This window comes from Streptomyces sp. NPDC056373 (assembly GCF_042262425.1).
Taxonomy (GTDB): Bacteria; Actinomycetota; Actinomycetes; order Streptomycetales; family Streptomycetaceae; genus Streptomyces.
In genome coordinates, this window is record NZ_JBHJPX010000024.1 from 31,829 (window position 1) to 55,387 (window position 23,559).

Annotated in this window: 19 protein-coding genes and 5 tRNA genes; 11 read left to right on the forward strand and 13 right to left on the reverse strand. The window is 69.6% G+C overall.

Annotated elements, in window-relative coordinates; translation table 11 throughout:
• Window positions 1-153: 153 nt before the first annotated feature.
• Window positions 154-648, forward strand: a complete 495-nt coding sequence (locus ACFCXS_RS36195; RefSeq protein ID WP_376647606.1) for a MarR family transcriptional regulator — start codon at window positions 154-156, stop codon at window positions 646-648.
• Between the two features lie 331 nt (window positions 649-979).
• A complete protein-coding gene (locus ACFCXS_RS36200; RefSeq protein WP_376647607.1) occupies window positions 980-1,840 on the forward strand; it encodes an RNA polymerase sigma factor SigF in 861 nt (286 codons plus the stop codon).
• Window positions 1,841-1,899: 59 nt separating this feature from the next.
• On the opposite strand, the gene ACFCXS_RS36205 is transcribed toward ACFCXS_RS36200, so the two are convergent.
• The 4 genes from ACFCXS_RS36205 to ACFCXS_RS36220 form a co-directional block, all read right to left on the reverse strand.
• Window positions 1,900-1,972: transfer RNA gene (locus tag ACFCXS_RS36205), tRNA-Lys, on the reverse strand.
• 247 nt (window positions 1,973-2,219) lie between these two features.
• A complete protein-coding gene (locus ACFCXS_RS36210; protein WP_376647608.1) occupies window positions 2,220-4,334 on the reverse strand; it encodes a DEAD/DEAH box helicase in 2,115 nt (704 codons plus the stop codon).
• Between the two features lie 324 nt (window positions 4,335-4,658).
• Entirely contained in the window at window positions 4,659-5,192 is a 534-nt protein-coding gene (locus ACFCXS_RS36215) for a hypothetical protein (RefSeq protein ID WP_376647609.1), read from the reverse strand.
• Window positions 5,193-5,279: 87 nt separating this feature from the next.
• Window positions 5,280-5,630 carry a metallopeptidase family protein gene (locus ACFCXS_RS36220; RefSeq protein WP_351629589.1) on the reverse strand — a complete coding sequence of 117 codons (351 nt, stop codon included), beginning with the start codon at window positions 5,628-5,630 and terminating at the stop codon, window positions 5,280-5,282.
• 83 nt (window positions 5,631-5,713) lie between these two features.
• Between ACFCXS_RS36220 and ACFCXS_RS36225 the strand changes: the two genes are divergently transcribed.
• The 4 genes from ACFCXS_RS36225 to ACFCXS_RS36240 all read left to right on the forward strand — a co-directional run bounded on the left by ACFCXS_RS36225 (window position 5,714) and on the right by ACFCXS_RS36240 (window position 7,649).
• Window positions 5,714-7,288 (forward strand): metallophosphoesterase, encoded by a 1,575-nt coding sequence (locus ACFCXS_RS36225; RefSeq protein WP_376647610.1) that lies wholly within the window; start codon window positions 5,714-5,716, stop codon window positions 7,286-7,288.
• An 80-nt stretch (window positions 7,289-7,368) separates the two neighbouring features.
• Window positions 7,369-7,441: transfer RNA gene (locus ACFCXS_RS36230), tRNA-Glu, on the forward strand.
• A 35-nt stretch (window positions 7,442-7,476) separates the two neighbouring features.
• Window positions 7,477-7,551 (forward strand) — tRNA-Asp (locus tag ACFCXS_RS36235).
• 24 nt (window positions 7,552-7,575) lie between these two features.
• Window positions 7,576-7,649 (forward strand) — tRNA-Phe (locus ACFCXS_RS36240).
• Window positions 7,650-7,804: 155 nt separating this feature from the next.
• On the opposite strand, the gene ACFCXS_RS36245 is transcribed toward ACFCXS_RS36240, so the two are convergent.
• Complete coding sequence (locus ACFCXS_RS36245) at window positions 7,805-8,797, reverse strand: RNA-guided endonuclease InsQ/TnpB family protein (protein WP_376647611.1); 993 nt, start codon at window positions 8,795-8,797, stop codon at window positions 7,805-7,807.
• A 335-nt stretch (window positions 8,798-9,132) separates the two neighbouring features.
• Between ACFCXS_RS36245 and hrpA the strand changes: the two genes are divergently transcribed.
• From hrpA to ACFCXS_RS36260, 3 genes are all read left to right on the forward strand, one after another.
• Complete coding sequence (gene hrpA, locus ACFCXS_RS36250; RefSeq protein ID WP_376647612.1) at window positions 9,133-13,077, forward strand: ATP-dependent RNA helicase HrpA; 3,945 nt, start codon at window positions 9,133-9,135, stop codon at window positions 13,075-13,077.
• Between the two features lie 93 nt (window positions 13,078-13,170).
• Window positions 13,171-13,245: transfer RNA gene (locus tag ACFCXS_RS36255), tRNA-Asp, on the forward strand.
• A 220-nt stretch (window positions 13,246-13,465) separates the two neighbouring features.
• Window positions 13,466-13,657: a DUF6274 family protein gene (locus ACFCXS_RS36260; protein WP_376647613.1), complete on the forward strand. Its 192-nt coding sequence runs from the start codon at window positions 13,466-13,468 to the stop codon at window positions 13,655-13,657.
• A 462-nt stretch (window positions 13,658-14,119) separates the two neighbouring features.
• On the opposite strand, the gene bldC is transcribed toward ACFCXS_RS36260, so the two are convergent.
• Entirely contained in the window at window positions 14,120-14,326 is a 207-nt protein-coding gene (gene bldC, locus ACFCXS_RS36265) for a developmental transcriptional regulator BldC (protein ID WP_003949541.1), read from the reverse strand.
• A gap of 599 nt (window positions 14,327-14,925) precedes the next feature.
• Window positions 14,926-15,771: a hypothetical protein gene (locus ACFCXS_RS36270; protein ID WP_376647614.1), complete on the reverse strand. Its 846-nt coding sequence runs from the start codon at window positions 15,769-15,771 to the stop codon at window positions 14,926-14,928.
• Between the two features lie 223 nt (window positions 15,772-15,994).
• Between ACFCXS_RS36270 and ACFCXS_RS36275 the strand changes: the two genes are divergently transcribed.
• Window positions 15,995-17,101 (forward strand): Leu/Phe/Val dehydrogenase, encoded by a 1,107-nt coding sequence (locus ACFCXS_RS36275; RefSeq protein WP_376647615.1) that lies wholly within the window; start codon window positions 15,995-15,997, stop codon window positions 17,099-17,101.
• A 318-nt stretch (window positions 17,102-17,419) separates the two neighbouring features.
• Window positions 17,420-17,668 (forward strand): DUF3073 domain-containing protein, encoded by a 249-nt coding sequence (locus ACFCXS_RS36280; RefSeq protein ID WP_185008035.1) that lies wholly within the window; start codon window positions 17,420-17,422, stop codon window positions 17,666-17,668.
• Window positions 17,669-17,751: 83 nt separating this feature from the next.
• On the opposite strand, the gene purM is transcribed toward ACFCXS_RS36280, so the two are convergent.
• From purM to ACFCXS_RS36310, 6 genes are all read right to left on the reverse strand, one after another.
• On the reverse strand, window positions 17,752-18,819 hold the full coding sequence (gene purM, locus ACFCXS_RS36285; RefSeq protein WP_376647616.1) for a phosphoribosylformylglycinamidine cyclo-ligase: 1,068 nt from the start codon (window positions 18,817-18,819) through the stop codon (window positions 17,752-17,754).
• Between the two features lie 59 nt (window positions 18,820-18,878).
• Window positions 18,879-20,408: an amidophosphoribosyltransferase gene (gene purF, locus ACFCXS_RS36290; protein ID WP_376647617.1), complete on the reverse strand. Its 1,530-nt coding sequence runs from the start codon at window positions 20,406-20,408 to the stop codon at window positions 18,879-18,881.
• 63 nt (window positions 20,409-20,471) lie between these two features.
• Window positions 20,472-21,245, reverse strand: a complete 774-nt coding sequence (locus ACFCXS_RS36295) for an META domain-containing protein (protein ID WP_376647618.1) — start codon at window positions 21,243-21,245, stop codon at window positions 20,472-20,474.
• A gap of 37 nt (window positions 21,246-21,282) precedes the next feature.
• Window positions 21,283-22,080: a sterol carrier family protein gene (locus ACFCXS_RS36300; protein ID WP_376647619.1), complete on the reverse strand. Its 798-nt coding sequence runs from the start codon at window positions 22,078-22,080 to the stop codon at window positions 21,283-21,285.
• A 10-nt stretch (window positions 22,081-22,090) separates the two neighbouring features.
• Window positions 22,091-22,924 (reverse strand): M23 family metallopeptidase, encoded by an 834-nt coding sequence (locus ACFCXS_RS36305; RefSeq protein ID WP_376647620.1) that lies wholly within the window; start codon window positions 22,922-22,924, stop codon window positions 22,091-22,093.
• Between the two features lie 22 nt (window positions 22,925-22,946).
• A complete protein-coding gene (locus ACFCXS_RS36310) occupies window positions 22,947-23,447 on the reverse strand; it encodes an ArsR/SmtB family transcription factor (protein ID WP_376647621.1) in 501 nt (166 codons plus the stop codon).
• Between the last annotated feature and the right edge of the window lie 112 nt (window positions 23,448-23,559).

Consider the following 23,559-nt stretch of genomic DNA (forward strand, 5'->3'; position numbering starts at 1 on the left):
CGGAAAATCGGTCCTTGCCCACGGGCCGGTGATGCGGGTCCCGGGCGGTTCGTCTCACGCCTGACGCCGCGACGGGGACGGTTCGTTCCGTCGGGCGGAAGCCGTCTGCCGCGGCACTAGTACGCTGACGGCCATCCCGGTGCCTGCGAGAGTGTGACTGTGACTTCCCTCCGACCCCGCCCTGAGCCGACCGAGGTCGCCCGTGTGACCTCCACGGCCGCGGAGTTGCTGGAGGTCCTGTGGGGCCGGGCCTCGACCGCGCCGGCCTCCGCGTCCCAGCTGCGGGTGCTGCTCATGCTCGAACACCACGAGGGCATCAACCTGCGCACGCTCGCCGACTCCCTCGCCTCCACACCGCCCTCGACCAGCCGGCTGTGCGACCGGCTGCAGGCGGCCGGGTTCGTCGAACGCGAGGTGAGTCCGGCCGACCGGCGCGAGGTCCGCCTGCACCTCAGCGGCCGGGGCCGTGCTTTCCTCGCCGACCTGCGTGTGCGCCGGGAGCAGGCGCTGCGCGCGGTGCTCGACCAGATGCCCGCGGCGAAGCGGGTCGCACTGCTGCAGGGGCTGGAGGCGTTCTGCGACGCGGCGGCGGCCCAGATACACGACGACTCCGAAGACTCCCGCTCGTCCGGTACCCGGACTGCCTGACTGACGCACCGTCGCGCGGAGTCGTCCCTTCCGGTCTCTTCCCCGCGCACGTGCGGCAGGCCTAGGCTGTTGCTCTCCACCTATAGTTGTCAAACGGCAACTGTCCGCTTCACAAACCCTGCGGCCTTCTCTCGCGCACCCCACCGCCCACCCTCCCTGCCCGTACCGTCGCAGCACAGGTCCGGGTACCCCGCCACCGCCTCGACCTGCGCCGACTGTGGCCAACGTCTCGCCGGGGCATATGCGGGGCATGACCGCGGCGAGGGCGGGTAACGGCGCTGGAGGTGGCCTGTCGGGGGAACGGAGCGGGCCGGACTGACAGGGAGGGCCCGTGACGGCGACCATGCGCATCGGCACGACGACGGATTCCACCACCTACACCGGTGAGGAGCTGCCGCAGATCGCCGAGCCCCAGAAGCTCGCCCCGCAGGACGCGCGCGAGCTGACCGGCCAGTTCCTCGGCCGGCTCGCCGTGCTCGAGGAGGGCACGCCCGAATACCAGTACGCCCGCAACACGCTCATTGAGATGAACATGTCGCTGGTGCGTTTCGCCGCCCGCCGGTTCCGCACCACCGGCCAGTCGATGGAAGACGTCGTCCAGGTCGGCGTCATCGGCCTGATCAAGGCCATCGACCGGTTCGAGGTCTCCCGCGAGGTGCAGTTCACCAGCTTCGCGGTGCCGTACATCATCGGCGAGATCAAGCGCTTCTTCCGCGACACCTCCTGGGCCGTGCACGTGCCGCGCCGCCTTCAGGAGGCCCGCACGGAACTCGCCAAGGCCACCGAGGAACTGGCCTCCCGCCTCGGCCGCGCCCCGAAGGTGGCCGAACTGGCCGCCCTGATGAACCTGTCGGAGGAGGAGGTCGTCGAGGCCCAGATCGCGGCCAACGGCTATCTGTCCTCCTCCCTCGACGCGGCGGTCACCGGCGACCCGGACGAGAGCGAGACGACGCTGTCGGAGTTCATCGGCGAGGAGGACCCGGCCCTCGAACTCGTCGAGGACTTCCACGCCCTGGCCCCCCTCGTCGCCGAACTCGACGAACGCCAGCGCCTCATCCTCCACCTGCGCTTCGTGGAGGAGCTGACCCAGGCGGAGATCGGGGCCCGGCTCGGTATCTCGCAGATGCACGTCTCCCGGCTGATCTCCCGCACGGTGGCACGGCTGCGGTCGGGGATGCTGACCACCGGCTGACCCGCCCCGACAACGACAAGAGCCCCGGTCCGGAGACGATCCGAACCGGGGCTTCCTTGTAGGCCCTGTGGGACTCGAACCCACAACCAATGGATTAAAAGTCCACTGCTCTGCCAATTGAGCTAAGGGCCCAGGCGATGTTGCCCCCACGAGCATAGCCGGACGACGCCCGGACTCCGATCGGGTATCCGCCTCCCGGCCGTGCCGGCGGGACGAACAGGGCGGATGAGGGCCGGAAAGGGCCACGGATCGACCCGGTCCGGGCGTGTCCCCACCGCCACCACAGGGACCGCGCCTCCACGACAGAGCGCCGTGGCCCGCCCGTTGGGCGGAGCCACGGCGCTCCTCATGCACTGATGTCAGCGGTCAGGCGCTGATGTCAGCCGTTGCGCTTCCAGCGCGGCTTGTCCTCGCGGCGCTGGAACGAGCCGCCGCCACGGTGGTCGTCACGACGGCCGTACGGGCGGTCGTGGCCGGGACGGTCGTGCCCGCCGGAGCGGAACCCCGGACGGTCGTCACGGCGGTCACGGTTGAAGGGACGGTCGCTGCCCCGGTGCCCACCGCGCTCGTCACGGCGGAAGCCGCCACGGTCACGGTCGCGGTTGAACCCGCCACGGTCGTCACGGCGCTCGAACGAACGGCCACCACGGTCGCCACCGCGGTCACCACGGTCGTCCCGGCGGAAACCGCCGCGCTCGCCCCGGTCACCACGGTCGGCACGATCGTCGCGACGGAAGCCACCGCGGTCACGGTCACGGTCGAAGGAACGGCCACCACGGTCGTCACGACGCTCGAACGAACGGCCACCACGGTCGCCACCGCGGTCGCGGTTGAACCCGCCACGGTCGTCACGACGCTCGAAGGAACGGCCACCGCGGTCGTCACGGCGCTCGAACGAACGGCCGCCACGGTCACCACCGCGGTCACCACGGTCGTCCCGGCGGAAACCACCACCGCGATTGTCGTCACGACGCTCGAACGAACGGCCACCACGGTCGTCCCGGTCCGCCCGGTCGACGTCCTGCGCCGCCGGCTGCTCGGGCACGGACACCTCGGCCGCCGCGGCCGCCACCGCTGCCTGGGCCTCGGCCACCGCGGCCTCGGGGTCCTCACCCTGCTCGCGGGCGATCCGGGCGATCAGGCGGTCGGCCTCCTCGCGCAGCTCGTTCGCGCGACGCTGCGCCCGCTCCAGCTCCTTGGTGAGCGAGGCGACCTCACGCTCGGCCTGCTGCGCGGCGTTGCCCACGGACTCGGCCTGGACCTCGGTCATCGACCGGGCACCGGTGATCTCGGCGACCTCCGGGTCGAAGGCGCCGGCGCCCTGGATGATGTGGCGCGAGGCGTCGACGCCCGCGTCCTCCATCAGCCGGAAGATCTGACGGCGCTGGTGCGGCAGCGACAGGGACACGACCGTGCCGGAGCGGCCCGCGCGAGCGGTACGGCCGGAACGGTGCAGGTAGTCCTTGTGGTCACCGGCCGGGTCCACGTTCAGCACCAGGTCGATGCCGTCGACGTGGATACCGCGCGCGGCGACGTCGGTCGCGACGAGCGCGTTGACGTAGCCCTTCTTGAAGTCCTCCAGCACGCGGGTGCGCGCGCCCTGCGTCATGCCGCCGTGCAGCGCGTCGGCCTTCACACCGGAGTCGCACAGCTGCTCGGCGATACGGTCGGCGCCCAGCTGGGTGCGGACGAAGATGATCGTGCGGCCCTTGCGGGAGGCGATCGCGGCGGTGACCGGCGCCTTGTCCTTGGGCTTCACGATGAGGATGTGGTGCGACATCGTCGTGACGTTGCCCTGGGCGCTGTCGACCTCGTGCGTGACGGGGTTGCTCAGGTAGCGCTTGACCAGCGTGGAGATCTCGTTCTCCATCGTGGCCGAGAACAGCATCCGCTGGCCGCCGGCGGGGACCTGGTCGAGCAGCTCGGTGACCTCGGGCAGGAAGCCCAGGTCGGACATCTGGTCGGCCTCGTCGAGGACGGCGACCTCGACGTTCTCCAGGGAGCAGGCGCCACGGTTGATGATGTCGCGCAGCCGGCCCGGGGTGGCGACGAGGATGTCGACGCCACGCTCGAGGGCGTAGATCTGGTTGCCCATCGACGTGCCGCCGCAGACGACCTTCATCTTCAGGCCGACGACGTCGCCGTACGGCTGAAGGGCGTCCGCGACCTGCATCGCGAGCTCACGGGTCGGGGTGAGGATGACCGCGCGCGGCTTGTGCTTCTCGGTGCGGCCGCCGGCGAGACGCGCCAGGGTCGGCAGACCGAAGGAGAGGGTCTTGCCGGAGCCGGTACGGCCCCGGCCGAGGATGTCCTTGCCGGCCAGGGCGTCCGGGATGGTCGCGGCCTGGATCGGGAAGGGGGTGGTCACGCCGTTCTGCGCAAGCTTGCGCACGACGCCTTCGGGGAGACCGAGGTCCGCGAACGTGACCTCGGGGGCGTCCTCTGCTGCCTCGTTCTGGGGCACGACGACGTGATCAGTACTGGCGATGGACATGCGAATGCGAAACCTTCCGGAGTCTCAGTCGGCACGCGCCCGTCAACTCCGTGATTCGCGAATCGCAATACGACCGCCTCAATGCGGTCCACCACGGCAAGGGAGAGTACGCGCCACACGGCGCGCTCTGCAGTGGCGCCGGGCAAGATGGGATCAAACGATCTGCCACCATACGCACTCCGGGCCCCACAAGGCAAACCGGACTGTGCAGGGGACAGCGGGCCACTGCCCGACGGCCGGACAGCACCCGATCTCCCCCAACCACCGTCCAGCCGGGATTCTTCCCGCCCCCGGCAGAAAACTTCGCCCCCATGTACGCATCCCCTACGCCGGAGCCCCGGCCTCCGGCGCCGGCTCCCGCTGCTCGAGCTGCGGCCCCGGCGGCTCATGCGCCGACGACGACGGCTCCGGCGTCGGCTCAGGAGACGCCGTCGGCTCCTGCGGCGTCGGCGTGGGCTCCGGTTCGACGGTCCGGGTGGGCGTCGGCGGCGCCGGCGGCTTCGGGGTCGGCCGAGCCGGCTTCCCCGGCCTGTCACCCCCCGGCCCCGGCGGACTCGCCTCGGCACTCGGCGACACCTCGGGCGCGGCCGGCTTCCCCGCCCCGCCGCCCTTGCCCTTCTTGCCCTTCCCGCCCTTGCCGCGCCCCCGCTCGCCATCGGCCCCGACCACACCCGAACGTGCGCCGCCCCCCGACACCGCCGGGCCGCCCCCGGGCGCCTCGCCACCCCGCTGCCCGGCGGAATGCGACGGCTTGACGCTCCCGCCCGCATCGTCGTCACCGACACTCATGCAGCCGGCGGCAGCGGCAACCGCCACGACCGTGACGGCCAGTCGGACGGGTACGTACAAGGGGCGCACGGGGCCACCTCCGGAACGGGTGATGGAGTCAACACCTCCAACTCCCGCCGCCCACAAGAGGACACGCGGCCCGTATTCACAACCCGGTCAGCCGTACCCCAGGGCGTGAAGACGCTCGTCGTCGATGCCGAAGTGGTGCGCGATCTCATGCACCACGGTGACCTCCGTCTCGGCGACCACGTCCTCCCGCGACTCACACATCCGCAGAGTCGGATTCCGGTAAACGGTGATCCGATCCGGCAGCACGCCGGCGTACCACTCACCCCGGTCGGTCAGCGGCGTCCCCTCGTACAGCCCGAGCAACTCGGGATCGTCCGCCGGCGGCTCGTCCTCGACGAACACCGCGACGTTGTCCATCAGTCGCGTCAACTCCGGCGGGATCCGGTCGAGCGCCTCGGCGACCAGCTCCTCGAACTCCTCGCGCGTCATCTCCAGCACAGGCCCATTGTCGGCCACGACCCCGCCGTACGAGAGCCTCCCGCCGCCGCATATCCGGCCGCGGACTTGGGCATACGGGATCAATGGCCCGCGTCCCCGCCGCAGTCCTGAGTGTCCTGAACCCGATCCGCAACGCCCCGCGCGCCCTGGCCCGCCGCTACCGCTCCCGCCAGGCGCCCACCACCATCGAACTCGTCGCACAGCCACACCCGTGGACCCGCGCCGTCGGACTCGTGGCGGTCGTCCTCTGCGGCGCGTGGCTGGGACTGCTGGTCGTGGGCAACGTCCGGGTCCCCGTCGGCCCCATGGACACCACCATGACGCTGCGACCGTCACTCACCGGCGGCACCAAGATCAACATCTCGCCTCTCGGTGCCCTGCAGCTCGACAGCCACATCGCCCCCGTCCGCCTCGACGTCAACGTGGACCAGCTCGACCCCGACCGCTCCCAGGCCCTCGTCGACCACCCCGAACGCCTCTCCGGACTCCAGGACGAAGTCACCCAGGACGTCAGCCGCGGCACCCTCGACCTCGCCGTACGCTCCGGCGTCGCCGTCGTCGCCGGGGCCACCGCACTCGGCCTCGCCGTCTACCGCCGCCCCCGCCGCGCCCTGGCCGCCGGCGGCCTCGCCCTCACCCTCCTCGCCGCCTCGGGCGGCACGGCCTACGCCACCTGGCGCCCCGACTCCGTCCTCGAACCCAGGTTCTCCGGCCTGCTCACCTCGGCCCCCTCCCTGGTCGGCAACGCACGCAGCATCGTCACGGAATTCGACGTCTACCAGAAGGAACTGGCCCGCCTCGTCACCAACGTGACCAAGCTCTACGACGCCACCTCGACACTGCCCGCCTACGCACCCGACCCCTCCACGATCCGGGTCCTGCACGTCTCCGACATCCACCTCAACCCGGCGAGCTGGAAGATCATCGCCTCGCTCGTGGAGCAGTACCAGGTCGACGTGATCGTCGACTCCGGCGACACGATGGACCACGGCACCGCCGCCGAGAACGGCTTCCTGGACCCCATCGAAGACCTCGGAGCCCCCTACGTCTGGGTCCGCGGCAACCACGACTCGATGATCACCCAGCGCTATCTGCAGGGCCTGAAGAACGTCCACGTCCTGGACGACGGCAAGGCACAGACGATCAAGGGCCTGCGCTTCGCCGGCATCGGCGATCCGCAGTACACCCCCGACCGCTCGCGGCAGACCGGCGCCCGGCAGTCCCAGGAACTGGCCGGTGCCCGCCTCGCCACGGCCCTGGGCGACCAGAGCACCGCCGGCACCCCGGTGGACGTCGCCGTCGCCCACGAACCCGCCGCCGCTCGCGAGGTCGACGGCGAGGTCCCCCTGGCCCTCGCGGGCCACCTGCACCACGACGAGATGGAGATGCTCCCCTACGGCACCCGGCTGCGCATCGAGGGCTCCACCGGCGGCAGCGGACTGCGCGCCATCGAGGGCAAGCACCCCGACCCCATCGAGGCGTCGATCCTGTACTTCGACCGGGACACCCGCCATCTCCAGGCCTGGGACGAGATCGAACTGGGCGGCCTCGGCCTCACGACGGCGGAGGTCAGCCGTCACCTCCCGGAGGAGAACCAGCCCGGCGCGACACCCGCCCCCAGCACCCCCTCGGGGGCCACCCCGTCACCCTCCCCCTAAACCGTTTTGGCGATAGCTCCCGCCATCCCATATGCTTCTCACGTCCCCGACGCGCTGAGAAGCGCGCAGGCGGGCCGATAGCCCTCATCGTCTAGCGGCCTAGGACGCCGCCCTTTCAAGGCGGTAGCACGGGTTCGAATCCCGTTGGGGGCACGCACCACCCTGTGCGACACTGTCGTACGAAGCTTGGTCCTGTGGAGCAGTTTGGAGTGCTCGCCACCCTGTCAAGGTGGAGGCCGCGGGTTCAAATCCCGTCAGGACCGCTGAGGTTTCACGTGAAACCTCGTGGCTGGGTAGCTCAGTTGGTACGAGCGTCCGCCTGAAAAGCGGAAGGTCGCCGGTTCGACCCCGGCCCCAGCCACAGCCAAGGCCCCGATCTTCGGATCGGGGCCTTGTTTCATGTCTGATGGATCACTCCCACGGTACGAGCGATCGCGTCCGCTACCGGAGAGATGGAACTCTCCGACTCGCTGCTCGCCCCGTCGATGGCTTCGGCGGAAGCGGCGCATCCAGCCCCTACGCGATCAGCGTGAGGGCAGGGACCTGTGACTCGGCCCCGCAGACCCAGGTCCACCAGCCGCGGCCGGCGATGACGTGGGACGCATTCAGGTCCGCGTGCTCAACGAAGCCGCAGTTCCTGCACGAGAACACGGCCTGTGCCGGCCGGTTTCTCTTGTCGATGTGATGGCAGCGGGAGCACTCCTGGCTGGTGTAGGCCGGATGGACGTGTACCACCGGCACTCCGGCCCGGCGCGCCTTGTATGCGATGAAGGCGCCGAGCTGGGCGAAGGCCCAGGAGTGGATCGTGACGCGTTGGGGCTTCTTCAGCCGTGCCCGTTCGCGGATGCCGCCCAGGTTTTCCAGGGCGATGCCGCGACCGGTGCGTTGGGCCTCCGTCACGATGTGTTTGCTGATCTTGTGGTTGATGTCGCGGGTTCGCCGGGCTTCTTTGCCCGCGCGGCGTCTGGCTCGCCGTTTGGCAGACCGGGTCTGCTTCTTTGCGAGGTTGTCTCGGTTGCGGCGGTCGTTCTGCCTGCTGCGGTTGAGGCGTCGGCCGCTGTGTCGGTGGCCGGTCGAGGCGGTGGCGATGTTGGTGATGCCGAGGTCGATGCCGATGAATCCCTGTGGGGCCTGGGTGGGGCGCTCCGGGATGTCGATGGTGGCCAGGAGGTACCAGTGGCCGTTCTGGCTGGTCAGGTCGGACTCGCCCTGGCGGTGGTGGGCGAGGAGGGGAGTTGGTTCTCCTCTCCTGTGAAGGCGAGTCGCTTCATGCGTCCGGAGACGGTCCAGATGGAGACGGTTCGTTGTTCCATCTGCCAGGACAGCATGCGGTCGTCGTAGGGCTGGGCGCCTTGGGGTCGGAAGGTGATGGGTTTTTCGGTGGCTCTGCGGAAGCGTCGGGAGCCGGGTTTGCCGAGGTTTCCGGCTTTGAGGTTGCCGGCGAGTGCGGTGTAGGCGTCGCTGGTCTTCTTGATGACGTGCTGGGCGGCTTGCGCGCCGAGGGACCATCGGGCCTTGAGGTGGGTGTAGGTCAGGGCGCGTAGTTCGCGGTTGCGTGTGGTGCCGGCGGTGAAGGCGGTGTGGGAGACGTGGTTGGCTGCCGCGTTGCAGGCGTGGAGGGTCGCCTGTAGTGCCGAGGCCTGTTCGTTGGTCGGCAGGAGTTTGACGCGGATCACGAGCTTCACGTTCAGGGAATTTAGGGTCCGGCCGGGCGTCCGGTCAGGTGATCGACCTTCGGCCACTCGATCGAATGACTGATCGATCAAGCGCTCGGGGACTGTCGGCGCGCTCTCGCGGAAATCCGTTCGCCTCTGTTTTGCGGAGGATGAGATCCTGGATCCCGTATGTCTACGCACCCTGCCCCCGCCCTCGGCGCCCTCGCCCCCCGCCTGACCGAGCTGTCGCTGCGCGATGCGCACCGGCTCGGGCGCAGGCTCGAAGGTGCGCGCAAGATCCGTAAGCCGGAGGCGCAGGCCGCCGTGCTCGCCGAGATCGAGGCGGAGGTAGGCAGGGCCGAGGAGCGGATGGCCGGTCGGCGTGCCCTCGTGCCCGAGGTCACGTATCCCGAGCAGCTGCCGGTCAGCCAGAAGAAGGACGAGATCGCCGACGCCATCCGCGACCACCAGGTCGTGATCGTCGCCGGCGAGACCGGTTCCGGCAAGACGACGCAGATCCCCAAGATCTGTCTGGAGCTGGGGCGCGGTGTGCGGGGCATGATCGGTCACACCCAGCCGCGCAGGATCGCGGCCCGGACGGTCGCCGAGCGTGTCGCCGAGGAGCTGGACACGCCGCTCGGCGAGGCCGTCGGCTGGAAGGTGCGGTTCACCGACCAGGTGAACCAGGACGCGACCTTCGTCAAGCTCATGACGGACGGCATCCTGCTCGCGGAGATCCAGACCGACCGCGAGCTGCGTGCCTACGACACGATCATCATCGACGAGGCGCATGAGCGGTCTCTGAACATCGACTTCCTGCTGGGCTATCTCGCCCAGCTGCTGCCCAAGCGCCCGGACCTCAAGGTCGTCATCACCTCGGCCACGATCGACCCCGAGCGCTTCTCGCGGCATTTCGGTGACGCCCCGATCGTCGAGGTCAGCGGGCGTACGTATCCGGTGGAGGTGCGCTACCGGCCGCTGCTGGAGGAGGACGGCGACGACGCCGACCGGGATCAGATCACGGCGATCACGGATGCCGTGGAGGAGCTCCAGGCAGAGGGCAAGGGCGACATCCTCGTCTTCCTCTCCGGCGAGCGGGAGATCCGGGACACGGCGGACGCGCTCACCAAGAAGAACTACCGGTTCACGGAGATCCTGCCGCTCTACGCCCGGCTCTCCCATGCCGAGCAGCACCGGGTCTTCCAGCAGCACACCGGTCGCAGGATCGTTCTGGCCACGAATGTCGCCGAGACCTCGCTGACCGTCCCGGGCATCAAGTACGTGATCGACCCGGGTTTCGCGCGGATCTCGCGGTACAGCCATCGCACCAAGGTCCAGCGGCTGCCCATCGAGCCGGTGTCGCAGGCGAGTGCCAACCAGCGCAAGGGCCGCTGCGGGCGTACGTCCGACGGTATCTGCATCCGGCTGTACAGCGAGGACGACTTCAACGCCCGGCCGGAGTTCACGGACGCGGAGATCCTGCGGACGAATCTCGCCTCCGTCATCCTGCAGATGACCGCGGCCGGTCTCGGCGACATCGAGAAGTTCCCCTTCATCGATCCGCCGGACCATCGCAACATCCGCGACGGTGTCCAGCTGCTGCAGGAGCTGAACGCCCTCGACCCGGTGCAGAAGGACCCGCGCAAGCGGCTCACGGACACCGGCCGCAAGCTGGCCCAGCTGCCCGTCGACCCGCGGCTGGCCCGGATGGTCCTGGAGGCGGACCGCAACGGCTGTGTGCGCGAGGTCATGGTGATAGCCGCCGCGCTGTCCATCCAGGATCCGCGTGAGCGCCCCGCCGACAAGCAGGCGCAGGCCGATCAGCAGCACGCCCGCTTCAAGGACGAGACCAGCGACTTCCTCGCGTACCTCAACCTCTGGCGCTATCTCCGCGAGCAGCAGAAGGAGCGGGGCTCGTCCTCGTTCCGCCGGATGTGCAAGCAGGAGTACCTCAACTTCCTTCGCATTCGCGAATGGCAGGACATCTACACGCAGTTGCGCACGGTCGCGAAGCAGATGGGCATCCATCTCGCCGAGGACGACGCCCCGGCCGACCGTGTCCATCTCTCCCTGCTGGCCGGTCTGCTGTCGCACATCGGCATGAAGGACGTGAAGGAGGGCGCGAAGAACGAGTATCTGGGCGCCCGGAACGCCAAGTTCGCGGTCTTCCCCGGGTCGGCGCTCTTCAAGAAGCCCCCGCGTTTCGTGATGTCCGCCGAGCTCGTCGAGACGTCCCGCCTCTGGGCGCGCGTGAACGCGAAGATCGAGCCCGAGTGGGTCGAGCCTCTCGCCGCGCACCTCGTCAAGCGCACCTACAGCGAGCCGCACTGGGAGAAGGACCAGGCCGCGGTGATGGCGTACGAGAAGGTCACGCTGTACGGCGTGCCGATCGTGGCGCAGCGGAAGGTCAACTACGGGCGGATCGACGCGGAGATCAGCCGTGAGCTGTTCATCCGGAACGCGCTGGTGGAGGGCGACTGGCGCACGCACCACAAGTTCTTCTCGGACAACCGCCGTCTTCTCACCGAGGTCGAGGAGCTGGAGCACCGGGCCCGGCGGCGGGACATCCTGGTCGACGACGAGACCTTGTTCGACTTCTACGACCAGCGGATTCCCGAGCACGTGGTCTCCGGGGCCCACTTCGACTCGTGGTGGAAGCGCAAGCGGCACGAGCAGCCCGACTTCCTCGACTTCGAGCGCGAGATGCTCATCAACGAGAAGGCGGGGGAGGTCACCAAGGCCGACTATCCCGACTCGTGGCGCCAGGGCGATCTGAAGTTCCGGGTGACGTACCAGTTCGAGCCGGGGGCGGACGCCGACGGCGTGACCGTGCACGTTCCGCTCCAGGTCCTCAACCAGGTCACGGGCGAGGGCTTCGACTGGCAGATCCCGGGGCTGCGCGAGGAGCTGGTGACGGAGCTGATCCGGTCCCTGCCCAAGCCGATCCGGCGGAACTACGTCCCCGCGCCGAACTTCGCGAAGAGGTTCCTGGACCGGGCCGTGCCCCTTCAGGAGCCCCTCACCACGACGATGACCCGCGAGCTGCGGCTCATGGTCGGTGTGCCGTTCGAGGCGGACGACTTCGACCTGGCCAAGGTCCCCGACCATCTGAAGGTCACCTTTCGGATCGTCGACGAGCGCCGCCGCAAACTGGCCGAGGACAAGGACCTGGAGGCGCTGAAGCTCCGGCTGCGCCCGAAGGCCCGCAAGGCGCTCTCCCAGGCGGCCGCGGCGACCGCCGAACGCTCCGGCGGTGAGTCCCTGGAGCGCTCGGGTCTGACGGACTGGACGATCGGCACGCTCACCCGGGTCTTCGAGACCCGCAGGGCCGGGCAGCCGGTGAAGGCGTATCCGGCGCTGGTCGACGACGGCGACACGGTCTCCGTGCGCCTCTTCGACACCGAGGCGGAGCAGGCGCAGGCGATGTGGAAGGGCACGCGCCGGCTGATCCTGCGCAACATCCCGGTGAACCCGGCGAAGTTCACGAGCGATCGCTTGACGAACGCGCAGAAGCTGGCCCTGTCCGCCAATCCGCACGGCTCGATCCAGGGCCTGTTCGACGACTGCGCGATGGCCGCCGCCGACAAGCTGATCGGGGACTTCGGCGGACCGGCCTGGGACGAGGAGTCGTACCGGAAGCTGTACGAGCGGGTGCGTGCCGAGATCGTCGACACGACGGTCCTTACGGTGGACCGGGTGCAGCAGGTCCTGGCGGCCTGGCAGGCCTGTGAGCGGCGGCTGAAGGCCGTCCGCAGCCCGGCTCTGCTGGCGAACCTCCAGGACGTGCGGGGGCAGCTGGACGCTCTCGTGAGGCCGGGCTTCGTGACGGAGGCGGGGCTGCGGCGCATGCCGGACCTGATGCGTTATCTGGTGGCGGCCGACCGGCGACTGCAGCAGATGCCGACGAACGTCCAGCGGGACACCACGCGGATGCAGAAGGTCCACGAGATGCGGGACGAGTACGCCTGGCTGCTGGAGCAGCTGCCGCAGGGCCGGCCGGTGCCGTCGTCGGTGCTGGACATCCGCTGGATGATCGAGGAGCTCCGGGTCAGCTATTTCGCCCACGCGCTGGGCACGGCGTACCCCGTCTCCGACAAGCGGATCGTGAAGGCGATCGACGCGGCGGCGCCGTGACGGGCCCGGCACGCAGGGTGAGTTCGACCCGGGGCTCACCCTCCTGTACAGTCTCTTCTCGCAGCGCAACGCACGAATAGCGCCGCGAAACCTGGTCCTGTGGAGCAGTTTGGAGTGCTCGCCACCCTGTCAAGGTGGAGGCCGCGGGTTCAAATCCCGTCAGGACCGCAGTGAAAGAGCCGGATCTTCGGATCCGGCTCTTTTTGTTGCGCTCGGGCCTTCCGGCCCAGGCCCTCTCGCTGCCCCCGGCCTTCGAGAACCGGGCCCGTTTCCTGCGCCTGACCTCCGTGGACGCTCTCGGGCCCCCACACGCCGTCTTGACGCCCCCTCAATCCCTCGGTACCCCAGAACCAGGGCCGTTCCCCGTACGGCCTCCTGGAGGTGGCGTATGGCGACAGCGGCCAGGCACGAGACGCGGGCTCTGCTCCGTGCGCACCTGTCGGCCGCGTCGTCGTACCGGCACCTCACACGGCACTGCCCGATCTGCCATCGGCTGCTGCGGCTGGCGATGGAGTCCGCTCCGCGCACCACCCGGGCCCCGGCCCCGGCCCGGGAGGACGAGAGTCCGGCGCCGGCTTGATCCACGGGCGGTCCCAACACCCGTACGCACGCGGGCTGCTGGAGAGGGAGGCTCCTCTACCGCACCCGAGGAGTAGCTAACAAGCCGCTTGGTATGTGACGGGTGTCACCGCATGAGTTTTGGAAAGTGGGTTACTTACACCCCGCCTACAAAGGGTCAATTTAATATGTGCAATTGCACCCTGCCCGGGGTGCAGCGCACAAGGGATCCGACACCCCTCCCCAGGCTCCTACAAGGCCGCTCACAGACGTATCGGCAGAACCGTCGTGGGCGCACAAAAAAGATCGCGCTGGACCCGGCGGAGTCCAGCGCGATCGACGACGCACCCTGTTGTATGCCTGAGAAGCTCTGACTGGCGTGGGCGTGGGGCCTGTTGGGGCAGGACCCGCGTCGCTTGGAGCTGTGGTTCCGGGCGCCGCGACCAGTGGGGGACCGGCCGGTTTTGCCCGGTTATTCAGTTGTTCAGGCCTCGCTGCGCTGCTGCGGGATGCCCGCGAGCAGAGCGCGGACCTCGGCCTCGCGGTAGCGCCGATGCCCGCCGAGCGTGCGGATCGACGTGAGCTTGCCGGCCTTCGCCCACCGCGTGACCGTCTTCGGGTCCACACGGAACATGGTGGCGACCTCAGCCGGGGTCAGCAGCGGCTCGGCATCAGGGGTGCGAGCGGTCATGAGCGGCCTCCTCGGGAGAACCGAACCTTCTCGGTTCTTTCCTCTAAATTCTGCACCTTGACCCGCGTTGCCCGAAATGGCGGACGCGAGTCGAGTCGGTTATAGGACGAACGGCTTGTCCTCGGCACTACAACTACACCATCTGTCCAGCCGCGTCGGCCAAACCGATGGAATTGCCCCTCCAGGTGTTCATCAGCGACGGAAGCCGATGGACCATGCCATAGCGGACAGTCACACCGCTGTGACGATCAGTCACAGGGTGATCAGGAAGTCACCAGACCCCCCAAAGCGTGCAATGCTGAGATTCCGCCCATAGTGCAGCACCATGGGACGGAAGGAGCCCTCCCCGGACTCCTTGTCCTATTTTGGCATGAGGAGGGGCAAGGGGCGCAAGAGCCTCGTACGTGTAGTCCGTCACGCTTGGCCTACTTGAGAGATCTGCCCGGATCGGGTCCTACGTCCCTTGTTGACGAAGCCTCAGGAGACGCACGGCCCGCTTCAGGAACTCGGTGCGAGGACGAAACCCCAAATCGGGCGGTTCGTCAAACGTCAGTTCGTGACCGGATGCGAGCGGTGTGTACGGACATCAAGGTCAGGGGTCAGTTGGCCGACCGAAGATCCCGCACCGAGCGCCAGCGCTCCACGAGCCGGGCGTACGCCTTCCCGGCGGCCTCCCCGTCGCCCCTGCGCAGGGCGGCGATGCCCTCGGCCACGTCCGCGGCCGAATGATCGTCCTCCAGCGTGCCCGCCGGCAGCGCGTGCACCAGACCGCCGTAGTCCAGCTCCACGAGGGAGCGCGGGTGGAACTCCTCGAGCCAGCGCCCGACGTCCATCAGACCGTCGATCAGCGGCCCCTCGTCCATGGCCTCCTTCAGGGCGCGCAGGCCCCGGGCCACACGCCGGCGGGCCTGGACCATGGGGGTGCGGTAGCGCAGCACCGGCGGGCCGCCGGCCGCGGCGCCGCTGTCGTACTCGCGCTCCTCGTCGGAAACCAGGACGAACCAGTTGATCGGCACCTGCCAGGTGGCCGTGCGGATCCACGGCCGGGCGTCCGGGTTGATCGCCAGCCAGCGCTCGTAGTCCTGGGCCGCCTGGCGCCGCAGGAGCGGGGGCAGGACCGCGTCCATGACCGGCGGAGGGAGCTCGCCGGCGAGCTCGTCCAGGGCCAGCCAGCCGCGCAGCCGGGTGCGCCAGGGGCAGACGCAGACGACACCGTCGACGTCGAGCACGAAGGCGTCCTCGCTCTCGTGCACCGGCACCGGGACCGGCGGGACCGGCGCCAAGTCGGCCAGAGCACGGCGGAGTTCGTCCTGATACGTGGGACGGTCGGCACGGTCGGCGTAGCGGGCCCACTGGCTGCGCTCCGGCTCGGGGAAGGCGGCCAGCGGTTCGTACACGCGCAGATAGGTCGCGTAGGGGACGATCACCGAGGTCACCTTGGGCACGCCTGCTCCCTCCCCCGCGCACCGCCGCGAAAACCTGCGGAACCCACTCACGATCGCGCGGGAAATCTATGCAAATCGTCGCACGGGTGTACTCCGGTCGGAGGTGATCCTGTGCACTGTGCGGTCGGCGGGGCCAGCCAGGCTCTAATCTCATGCTCAACAGTCCCCGCCACCCGCACGGGAGCTGGTCTCCACCCGCCGCACCTACTCAGGAGTCACCACAGTGACCGACGTAACCGGCGCACCTGCTGATGTACTGCACACCCTGTTCCACTCGGACCAGGGCGGACATGAGCAAGTCGTGCTCTGCCAGGACCGGGCGAGCGGCCTCAAGGCCGTCATCGCCCTCCACTCCACCGCCCTGGGCCCCGCGCTCGGCGGTACGCGCTTCTACCCGTACGCGAACGAGGCCGAGGCCGTCGCCGACGCGCTGAACCTCGCACGCGGCATGTCGTACAAGAACGCCATGGCCGGTCTCGACCACGGCGGCGGCAAGGCCGTGATCATCGGGGACCCGGAGAAGATCAAGAGCGAGGAGCTGCTCCTCGCCTACGGCCGGTTCGTGGCCTCGCTCGGCGGCCGGTACGTCACCGCCTGCGATGTCGGTACCTACGTCGCCGACATGGACGTCGTGGCCCGCGAGTGCCGCTGGACGACCGGCCGCTCCCCCGAGAACGGCGGCGCCGGGGACTCCTCCGTCCTCACCGCCTACGGCGTCTACCAGGGCATGCGCGCTTCCGCGCAGCACCTGTGGGGCGACCCCTCGCTGCGCGGCCGCAAGGTCGGTATCGCCGGTGTCGGCAAGGTCGGCCACCACCTGGTGGAGCATCTGCGGGCGGAAGGCGCCGAGGTCGTCATCACGGACGTGCGCGAGGACGCCGTGGGCCGGATCCTCGCCGCGCACCCGACGGGCGTCACGGCCGTCGCCGACACCGCGACCCTGATCCGCGCCGAGGGCCTCGACATCTATGCCCCCTGCGCGCTCGGTGGCGCCCTGAACGACGACACCGTGCCGGCGCTGACCGCCAGGGTGGTCTGCGGCGCCGCCAACAACCAGCTCGCCCACCCGGGCGTGGAGAAGGACCTCGCCGACCGCGGGATCCTCTACGCGCCGGACTACGTGGTCAACGCCGGCGGTGTGATCCAGGTCGCGGACGAGCTGCACGGCTTCGACTTCGAGCGGTGCAAGGCGAAGGCGGCGAAGATCTTCGACACCACGCTGGCCATATTCGCACGTGCGAAGGAAGACGGTATTCCGCCGGCCGCGGCGGCCGACCGGATCGCCGAGCAGCGGATGCACGACGCGACCCTGGCCCGCCGGGCGCGCTGACCCCGGGCGATGCGGGACTGATCCACAAAGTCTCGTACGTTTGGCCGGTACCCGTCGGTGGGCAGTTAGAGAGAACTCTCACTTCTACCGGCGGGTCGACCGCCGATAAGTGGTTAAAATCGCGGTTGACCAGCGAGGACGGGGCGCCTCGAAGGTCCTGGGCGCGGGCACGTCATGCGGGCGACGTACCGTATGGGCGCGGGCTCAGGTACCGTGGAAGCCCTACGGACCGGTCTCTCCGCGGAGAGTCCGTGCCGGACCATGAACGCGTGTCAAGACTCTGGGGCCGTCGAGCCCCGTCGTTGAGGGGGTCGAGCCATGGGGCGCGGCCGGGCCAAGGCCAAGCAGACGAAGGTCGCCCGCCAGCTGAAGTACAACAGCGGTGGGACTGACCTCTCACGCCTGGCCGAGGAGCTGGGTGCATCGCCTTCGAATCCGCAGCCGCCTAACGGCGAGCCGCTCGAAGACGATGATCAGGATGAGGACCTGTACGCACGGTACGCCGACCTCTATGAGGACGACGACGACGAGGACGGCCAGTCCTCGCAGCATCGTCGCGGCGCTTGACCCTGCACTAGAGCATTGACCCGGTCGGTGACTCCGGTCACCGACCGGGTTCTGTGCTGCCCGCAGGGCAGGACTGCCGTGTCTCAGCTCGCGTAGTCACCGATCAGGGCGGCACCGGTGGGGTGCTCGCCCCGGTCCGTGATCTCTCCGGCCACCCAGGCGTCCACGCCACGGTCGGCGAGGGTCGCCAGGGCCACGTCCACGGACTCCTGCGGCACGATCGCGATCATGCCGACGCCCATGTTCAGGGTCTTCTCGAGCTCCAGGCGCTCCACGCTGCCCGTGCGGCCGACCAGGTCGAAGATCGGCGCCGGGGTCCAGGTGGAGCGGTCGACGACGGCGTGCAGCCCGTCGGGGATGACCCGGGCGAGGTTGGCCGCGAGCCCGCCGCCGGTGATGTGGCTGAAAGCGTGCACCTCGGTGGTCCGCATCAGGGCCAGGCAGTCCAGCGAGTAGATCTTGGTGGGCTCCAGCAGCTCCTCGCCGAGGGTGCGGCCGAGCTCCTCGATGTGCGCGTCCAGCGCGAGGCCCGCCTGGTTCAGCAGGACGTGGCGGACGAGGGAGTACCCGTTCGAGTGAAGCCCGGAGGCCGCCATGGCGATCACCGCGTCACCCGTCCGGATGCGATCGGCGCCGAGCAGCCGGTCGGCCTCCACGACGCCCGTACCGGCACCGGCGACGTCGAAGTCGTCCTCGCCCAGCAGGCCCGGGTGCTCGGCCGTCTCGCCGCCGACCAGGGCGCATCCGGCCAGCACGCAGCCCTCGGCGATGCCCTTGACGATGGCGGCGACCCGCTCGGGGTGGACCTTGCCGACGCAGATGTAGTCGGTCATGAACAGCGGCTCGGCGCCGCAGACCACGATGTCGTCCATGACCATGGCGACCAGGTCGTGGCCGATGGAGTCGTAGACACCCAGCCGGCGGGCGATGTCGACCTTGGTGCCGACGCCGTCCGTGGCCGAGGCGAGCAGCGGCCGCTCGTAGTTCTTCAGGGCGGAGGCGTCGAAGAGGCCGGCGAAGCCGCCGAGGCCGCCGAGGACCTCGGGGCGCTGGGCCTTCTTCACCCACTCCTTCATCAGTTCGACGGCGCGGTCGCCCGCTTCGATGTCGACGCCCGCGGCTGCGTAGCTGGCACCAGTTGTGTCAGGCATGACGATGTGAACCTTCGTGTTGTACGGCAGGCGTTTTGAAAAGGCAGAGCACGGGCCGTCTACGGGCGGCGGATCGCGTCGGCGGCGGCCGTGGCGGCCGGGCCGGCGGCCAGCTCCGTCTCCAGCAGCTGCTTGCCGAGCAGCTCGGGGTCCGGGAGCTCCATCGGGTACTCGCCGTCGAAGCAGGCGCGGCACAGGTTCGGCTTGGCGATGGTGGTCGCCTCGATCATGCCGTCGATGGAGATGTAGGCCAGGGAGTCGGCGCCCAGGGAGGTGCCGATCTCGTCGATCGTCATGCCGTTGGCGATGAGCTCGGCGCGGGTGGCGAAGTCGATGCCGAAGAAGCAGGGCCACTTCACCGGGGGCGAGGAGATCCGGATGTGGACCTCGGCGGCGCCCGCCTCGCGGAGCATGCGGACCAGGGCCCGCTGGGTGTTGCCGCGCACGATCGAGTCGTCGACGACGACCAGGCGCTTGCCCTTGATGACTTCCTTCAGCGGGTTCAGCTTCAGGCGGATGCCCAGCTGGCGGATCGTCTGCGAGGGCTGGATGAATGTCCGGCCGACGTAGGCGTTCTTCACCAGGCCGTTGCCGAAGGGGATGCCGGAGGCCTCCGCGTAGCCGATGGCGGCGGGGGTGCCGGACTCCGGCGTCGCTATCACCAGGTCGGCCTCGACCGGGGCCTCCTTCGCCAGCTTGCGGCCCATCTCCACACGGGAGAGGTACACGTTCCGGCCGGCGATGTCGGTGTCGGGGCGGGCCAGGTACACGTACTCGAAGACGCAGCCCTTGGGCTTCGCGTCCGCGAATCGTGAGGTCCGCAGGCCGTTCTCGTCGATGGCGACGAACTCGCCCGGCTCGATCTCGCGGACGTAGCTGGCGCCGCAGATGTCGAGGGCCGCGGACTCGGAGGCGACGACCCAGCCGCGCTCCAGGCGTCCGAGGACCAGCGGGCGGATGCCCTGCGGGTCGCGGGCCGCGTACAGGGTGTGCTCGTCCATGAAGACGAGCGAGAACGCGCCCTTGACCTTCGGGAGGACCGCGTGAGCGGCATCCTCGATGGTCAGCGGCTTGCCGTCCTCGTCGACCTGGGCCGCGAGGAGCGCGGTGAGCAGGTCGGTGTCGTTGGTCGCCGCGACGCGCGGGGTGCGTCCGCCTTCCTGCTTGGGCAGGTCGGCGACCATCTCGGCGAGCTGGGCGGTGTTGACGAGATTGCCGTTGTGGCCGAGCGCGATGGATCCGTGTCCGGTCGCGCGGAAGGTCGGCTGGGCGTTCTCCCAGACGGAGGCACCGGTGGTCGAGTAGCGGGCGTGACCGACCGCGATGTGACCCTGGAGCGAACCGAGGGAGGTCTCGTCGAAGACCTGGGAAACCAGGCCCATGTCCTTGAAGACGAGGATCTGTGAGCCGTTGCTGACCGCGATTCCCGCGGATTCCTGGCCTCGATGCTGGAGGGCGTAGAGCCCGAAGTACGTGAGCTTGGCGACCTCTTCGCCCGGAGCCCAGACACCGAAGACGCCACAAGCGTCCTGGGGGCCCTTCTCACCGGGGAGCAGGTCGTGGTTGAGTCGTCCGTCACCACGTGGCACGCCACCGAGTGTAGGCGAGGTCGACCACTGGTCCGAATTGGGGATACCGGACTTTCCGGTGGATCACCGCTCGGCGACCGCTCGTACGCTCACGCCGTTTTCGCTGGTCAGCGTAAGGGTTTGGTGATCGACTTCGTACTTCGGCTTTCCGTCGAAAAGACGCAGCAGCTTCTTCTCGGCGTCCATGAGTGAGTCTTCGCACATCATTCGGGTCGTGGCGGGAGGGCCGAGGGTGATATGGCCGTCGCGGACCGTGGCCTTGGCGTTCACCTTGTTGCAGCCGAGGCTGCCGGAGACGGTGCCCTTCTTCTCGTCGAAGGTGAGGTGGGCCCGGCCGTCGGCGTCCGGGGTCGTGACGGTCCACTCGGTGCCGGCCAGCGGGGTGTCCTTCGCCTTGGTCAGGCGGACGGTGTCGCCCTCGCCGGTGGTGAGGGTGAGCCGGTCGTCGTCCGTCGTCGCCTTCAGGTCCTGGCCCGAGAGGGCCTTCGCGAGGGTCGTCTCGAAGGCGACGGGCGTGTCCTCGCAGGCCATCTCGGTGGCGCGGGTCTTGCCGAGCCGGACGCGGTCGCCGTCGACGGTGGCCTCGGCGCTGAAGTTGTTGCAGCCGAGGCTGCCCTCGGCCCGGCCCTTGTCGATGGTCATGTGAGCGTCGGAGGGGGCCTTCTGCGTCCTGCCGTCCGCGGTGACGCTGTCCACGTTCCACCGCACACCGGTGATCGGCTTGCCGGCACCGACCGAGCCGCTGCCGCCGCCCGCGTTCTCGCTGCCGCAGGCCGCCAGGAGCGGGACGAGCATGGCGGCGGCCGTCAGGGTCATACGCTGCTTCTGCCTGTCCATGCCACTTCGACGGACGACCCGGGTGGATCGGTTCCGCCTATTTCATCAGGGGCAGATGGGCCGACAGGTCCGCCCGCTCTCCGCTCGCGCTGACCTTGGCGTCCTGGACGGCCTGCTGCCATCCCAGCCGCCCGGTCGCGAGGCGGATCCAGGTCAGCGGGTCCGTCTCGACGACGTTGGGCGGGGTGCCCCGGGTATGCCTCGGTCCTTCGACGCACTGCACCACCGCGTACGGCGGCACCCGCACCTCCGTGGAGCCGCCGGGCGCCTTCGCGGCCAGCGCGTCGGCGAGCAGCCGGGTGCAGGCGGCCAGGGCCTGACGGTCGTGGGGGATGTCCAGGCCGGGGACGGCGGCGTTGAGGTCGTCGGTGTGGACGACGAGTTCGACGGTGCGGGTGACGAGGTGGTCGGCGAGGAGCATGGCACCCGTCCGCGTGGCCAGGACGCGGGTGCCGGGTGCGTCCTGGAGCTTCCCGGCCAAGCGCTCCGCCGTCTCGGCGAACAGGGCGTCGAGGTCGGGGTGGGCCTCGGCGAGCCGACGGGTGCCGTCGTCGATGTCCCCGGCCCGGGCGGCCGTGGCGAAGGGCCAGTCGAGGAGGGCGAGCTCCGGTTTCGCCGGCTCCTCGCGGTCGAGGTTGCGGCTGACGCTCTCCACGGCCATGGTCAGGTGGGCCGCGAGCTCCCGGACGCTCCAGTCGCCCAGCCGGGTGGGCAGGGCGAGCTGCTCGGGCGTGAGGCCGGCGGCAGCGGCACGGACGTGCCCGAACTGCGCGAGCACCGCCGTGCGGATCTTGACGGGGTCGTAGCTGCGGGTGCGTTTCCTGGCCGGGGGCATGGGGTTCAGCCTAGGTGCGGGCGGTGACAGGGGGAGCCGCGTCGAAGGTCTCCCCGTTCCGGGGCACCCCGACGCCCCGCCACGTGAAGGGGACACCCCGGGCCGCGTCCGGGTCCGGGTCGTCCATCAGCTGGAAGTGCAGGTGCGGTTCGGAGGAGTTGCCGGAGTTGCCGCAGCGGGCGATCACCTGCCCGGGCCGCACCCGGTCGCCCTCTCGGACGGTGAGGGAGCCGCGCCGGAGGTGGGCGTAGGCGGCGTAGGTGCCGTCGCCCAGGTCGAGGACGAGGTGGTTGCCGAGGATGCGGTGGACCCCCGACATCTCGCGTATCGAGCCTTCGACGAGCATCAGGTACAGCAGGCCGGGCAGGGAGGTGCGGCTGAGGTGGTCGCGCTGTCCGTCGGAGGCTCGTACGACCGTGGCGTCGGCGACCGCGAGGACGGGGGCGTCGAACGCCGGGAAGTCCTGGGGCCGGCGGGCGAGCGGCCAGAGCCGGCCGAAGGCCGGGCGGGCGCCCGGCTCGGGCTCGGCGAGGACGTCGATGGCGTACGTCTGCCCGTGGGCGTGGACGCCGTGGCTGGGGGTGCGGTCGGCCGGGCTGTTCAGCGCGGACCAGCGGCCGGCGACGGGCACGGCGACTTCCAGGGGCTCGCGGGCGACGCCGGGGCCGTCCGGTGTGCCGCCCCAGCGGTTGGTGACGGTGATGACGGCGTAGGCCAGGACCAGCGGCAGGAAGTCCCACAGGACGCTGTAGCTCCAGCCGAGGCAGACATGGGCGACCACCAGGGCGATGAAGCCCAGTTGGAGGCCCCGGAAGGCCATCGCGCCGATCTTGCGTGCGGACATTCGTTCCCCAGTTCCGTCGCTGCTACGGGCGGGTCGTCGCCAGTGCCACCAGCAGCGGCACGACCCTCGCCGGCGGGACCTCGTAGCGGCCCCGGCCGGGGGTGTGCAGCCAGCCGGCGCCGGTGAGCTGGCGCAAGTGGTGGTAGATCTGGCCGGTCGTGCCGACCTCGTCCAGCTCGGCGAGTTCGGCGGCGGTGCGCAGGCCGCCGAGGACCTCGCGCAGGAGCCGGAGCCGGACCGGATGGCCGAGCGCCGCGAACGACTCGGCAGCCGTGGTCCAGTCCGTCTCCAGCAGTCCTTCCGTCAGGGCGCCCATCTGCCAGGCGTACGGCTCGCCCGTGGGCAGGCGCACCGAGCCGGTGTAGAGGATGCCGCCGCCCTCGGCGCCGAGCTCGGACAGCTTCTCCTTCAGGCCGTTCAGCGCCCAGAAGTCGCTGCCGTCGAGCCGGGACGTGTCACGCCGGGCACCTTCCAGGGCGGCCAGGCGGCGCTCCAGGTCGGCGACGCGTTGTTCGAGTTCCACTCCGTGGATATTACGGAACTACGTAACTTCGTACAAGGGTCGGATCGTGAGCGTCGTCCGGGCACGGCGAAGCCCCCGCCCGGCGGACCGGGCGGGGGCTTCGGAGCGGATG

Bases quoted from the DNA above. Each gene is read 5' to 3' on its own strand.
- ACFCXS_RS36245 (WP_376647611.1), bottom strand. From the start codon at position 8,797: ATGGTCCCTCGGCGCGCAAGCCGCCCAGCACGTCATCAAGAAGACCAG.
- bldC (WP_003949541.1), bottom strand. From the start codon at position 14,326: ATGACCGCTCGCACCCCTGATGCCGAGCCGCTGCTGACCCCGGCTGAG.
- ACFCXS_RS36300 (WP_376647619.1), bottom strand. From the start codon at position 22,080: ATGCCCCCGGCCAGGAAACGCACCCGCAGCTACGACCCCGTCAAGATC.
- ACFCXS_RS36295 (WP_376647618.1), bottom strand. From the start codon at position 21,245: ATGGACAGGCAGAAGCAGCGTATGACCCTGACGGCCGCCGCCATGCTC.
- ACFCXS_RS36210 (WP_376647608.1), bottom strand. From the start codon at position 4,334: ATGTCCATCGCCAGTACTGATCACGTCGTCGTGCCCCAGAACGAGGCA.
- ACFCXS_RS36305 (WP_376647620.1), bottom strand. From the start codon at position 22,924: ATGTCCGCACGCAAGATCGGCGCGATGGCCTTCCGGGGCCTCCAACTG.
- hrpA (WP_376647612.1), top strand. From the start codon at position 9,133: ATGTCTACGCACCCTGCCCCCGCCCTCGGCGCCCTCGCCCCCCGCCTG.
- ACFCXS_RS36225 (WP_376647610.1), top strand. From the start codon at position 5,714: ATGGCCCGCGTCCCCGCCGCAGTCCTGAGTGTCCTGAACCCGATCCGC.
- purM (WP_376647616.1), bottom strand. From the start codon at position 18,819: ATGCCTGACACAACTGGTGCCAGCTACGCAGCCGCGGGCGTCGACATC.
- ACFCXS_RS36260 (WP_376647613.1), top strand. From the start codon at position 13,466: ATGGCGACAGCGGCCAGGCACGAGACGCGGGCTCTGCTCCGTGCGCAC.
- ACFCXS_RS36280 (WP_185008035.1), top strand. From the start codon at position 17,420: ATGGGGCGCGGCCGGGCCAAGGCCAAGCAGACGAAGGTCGCCCGCCAG.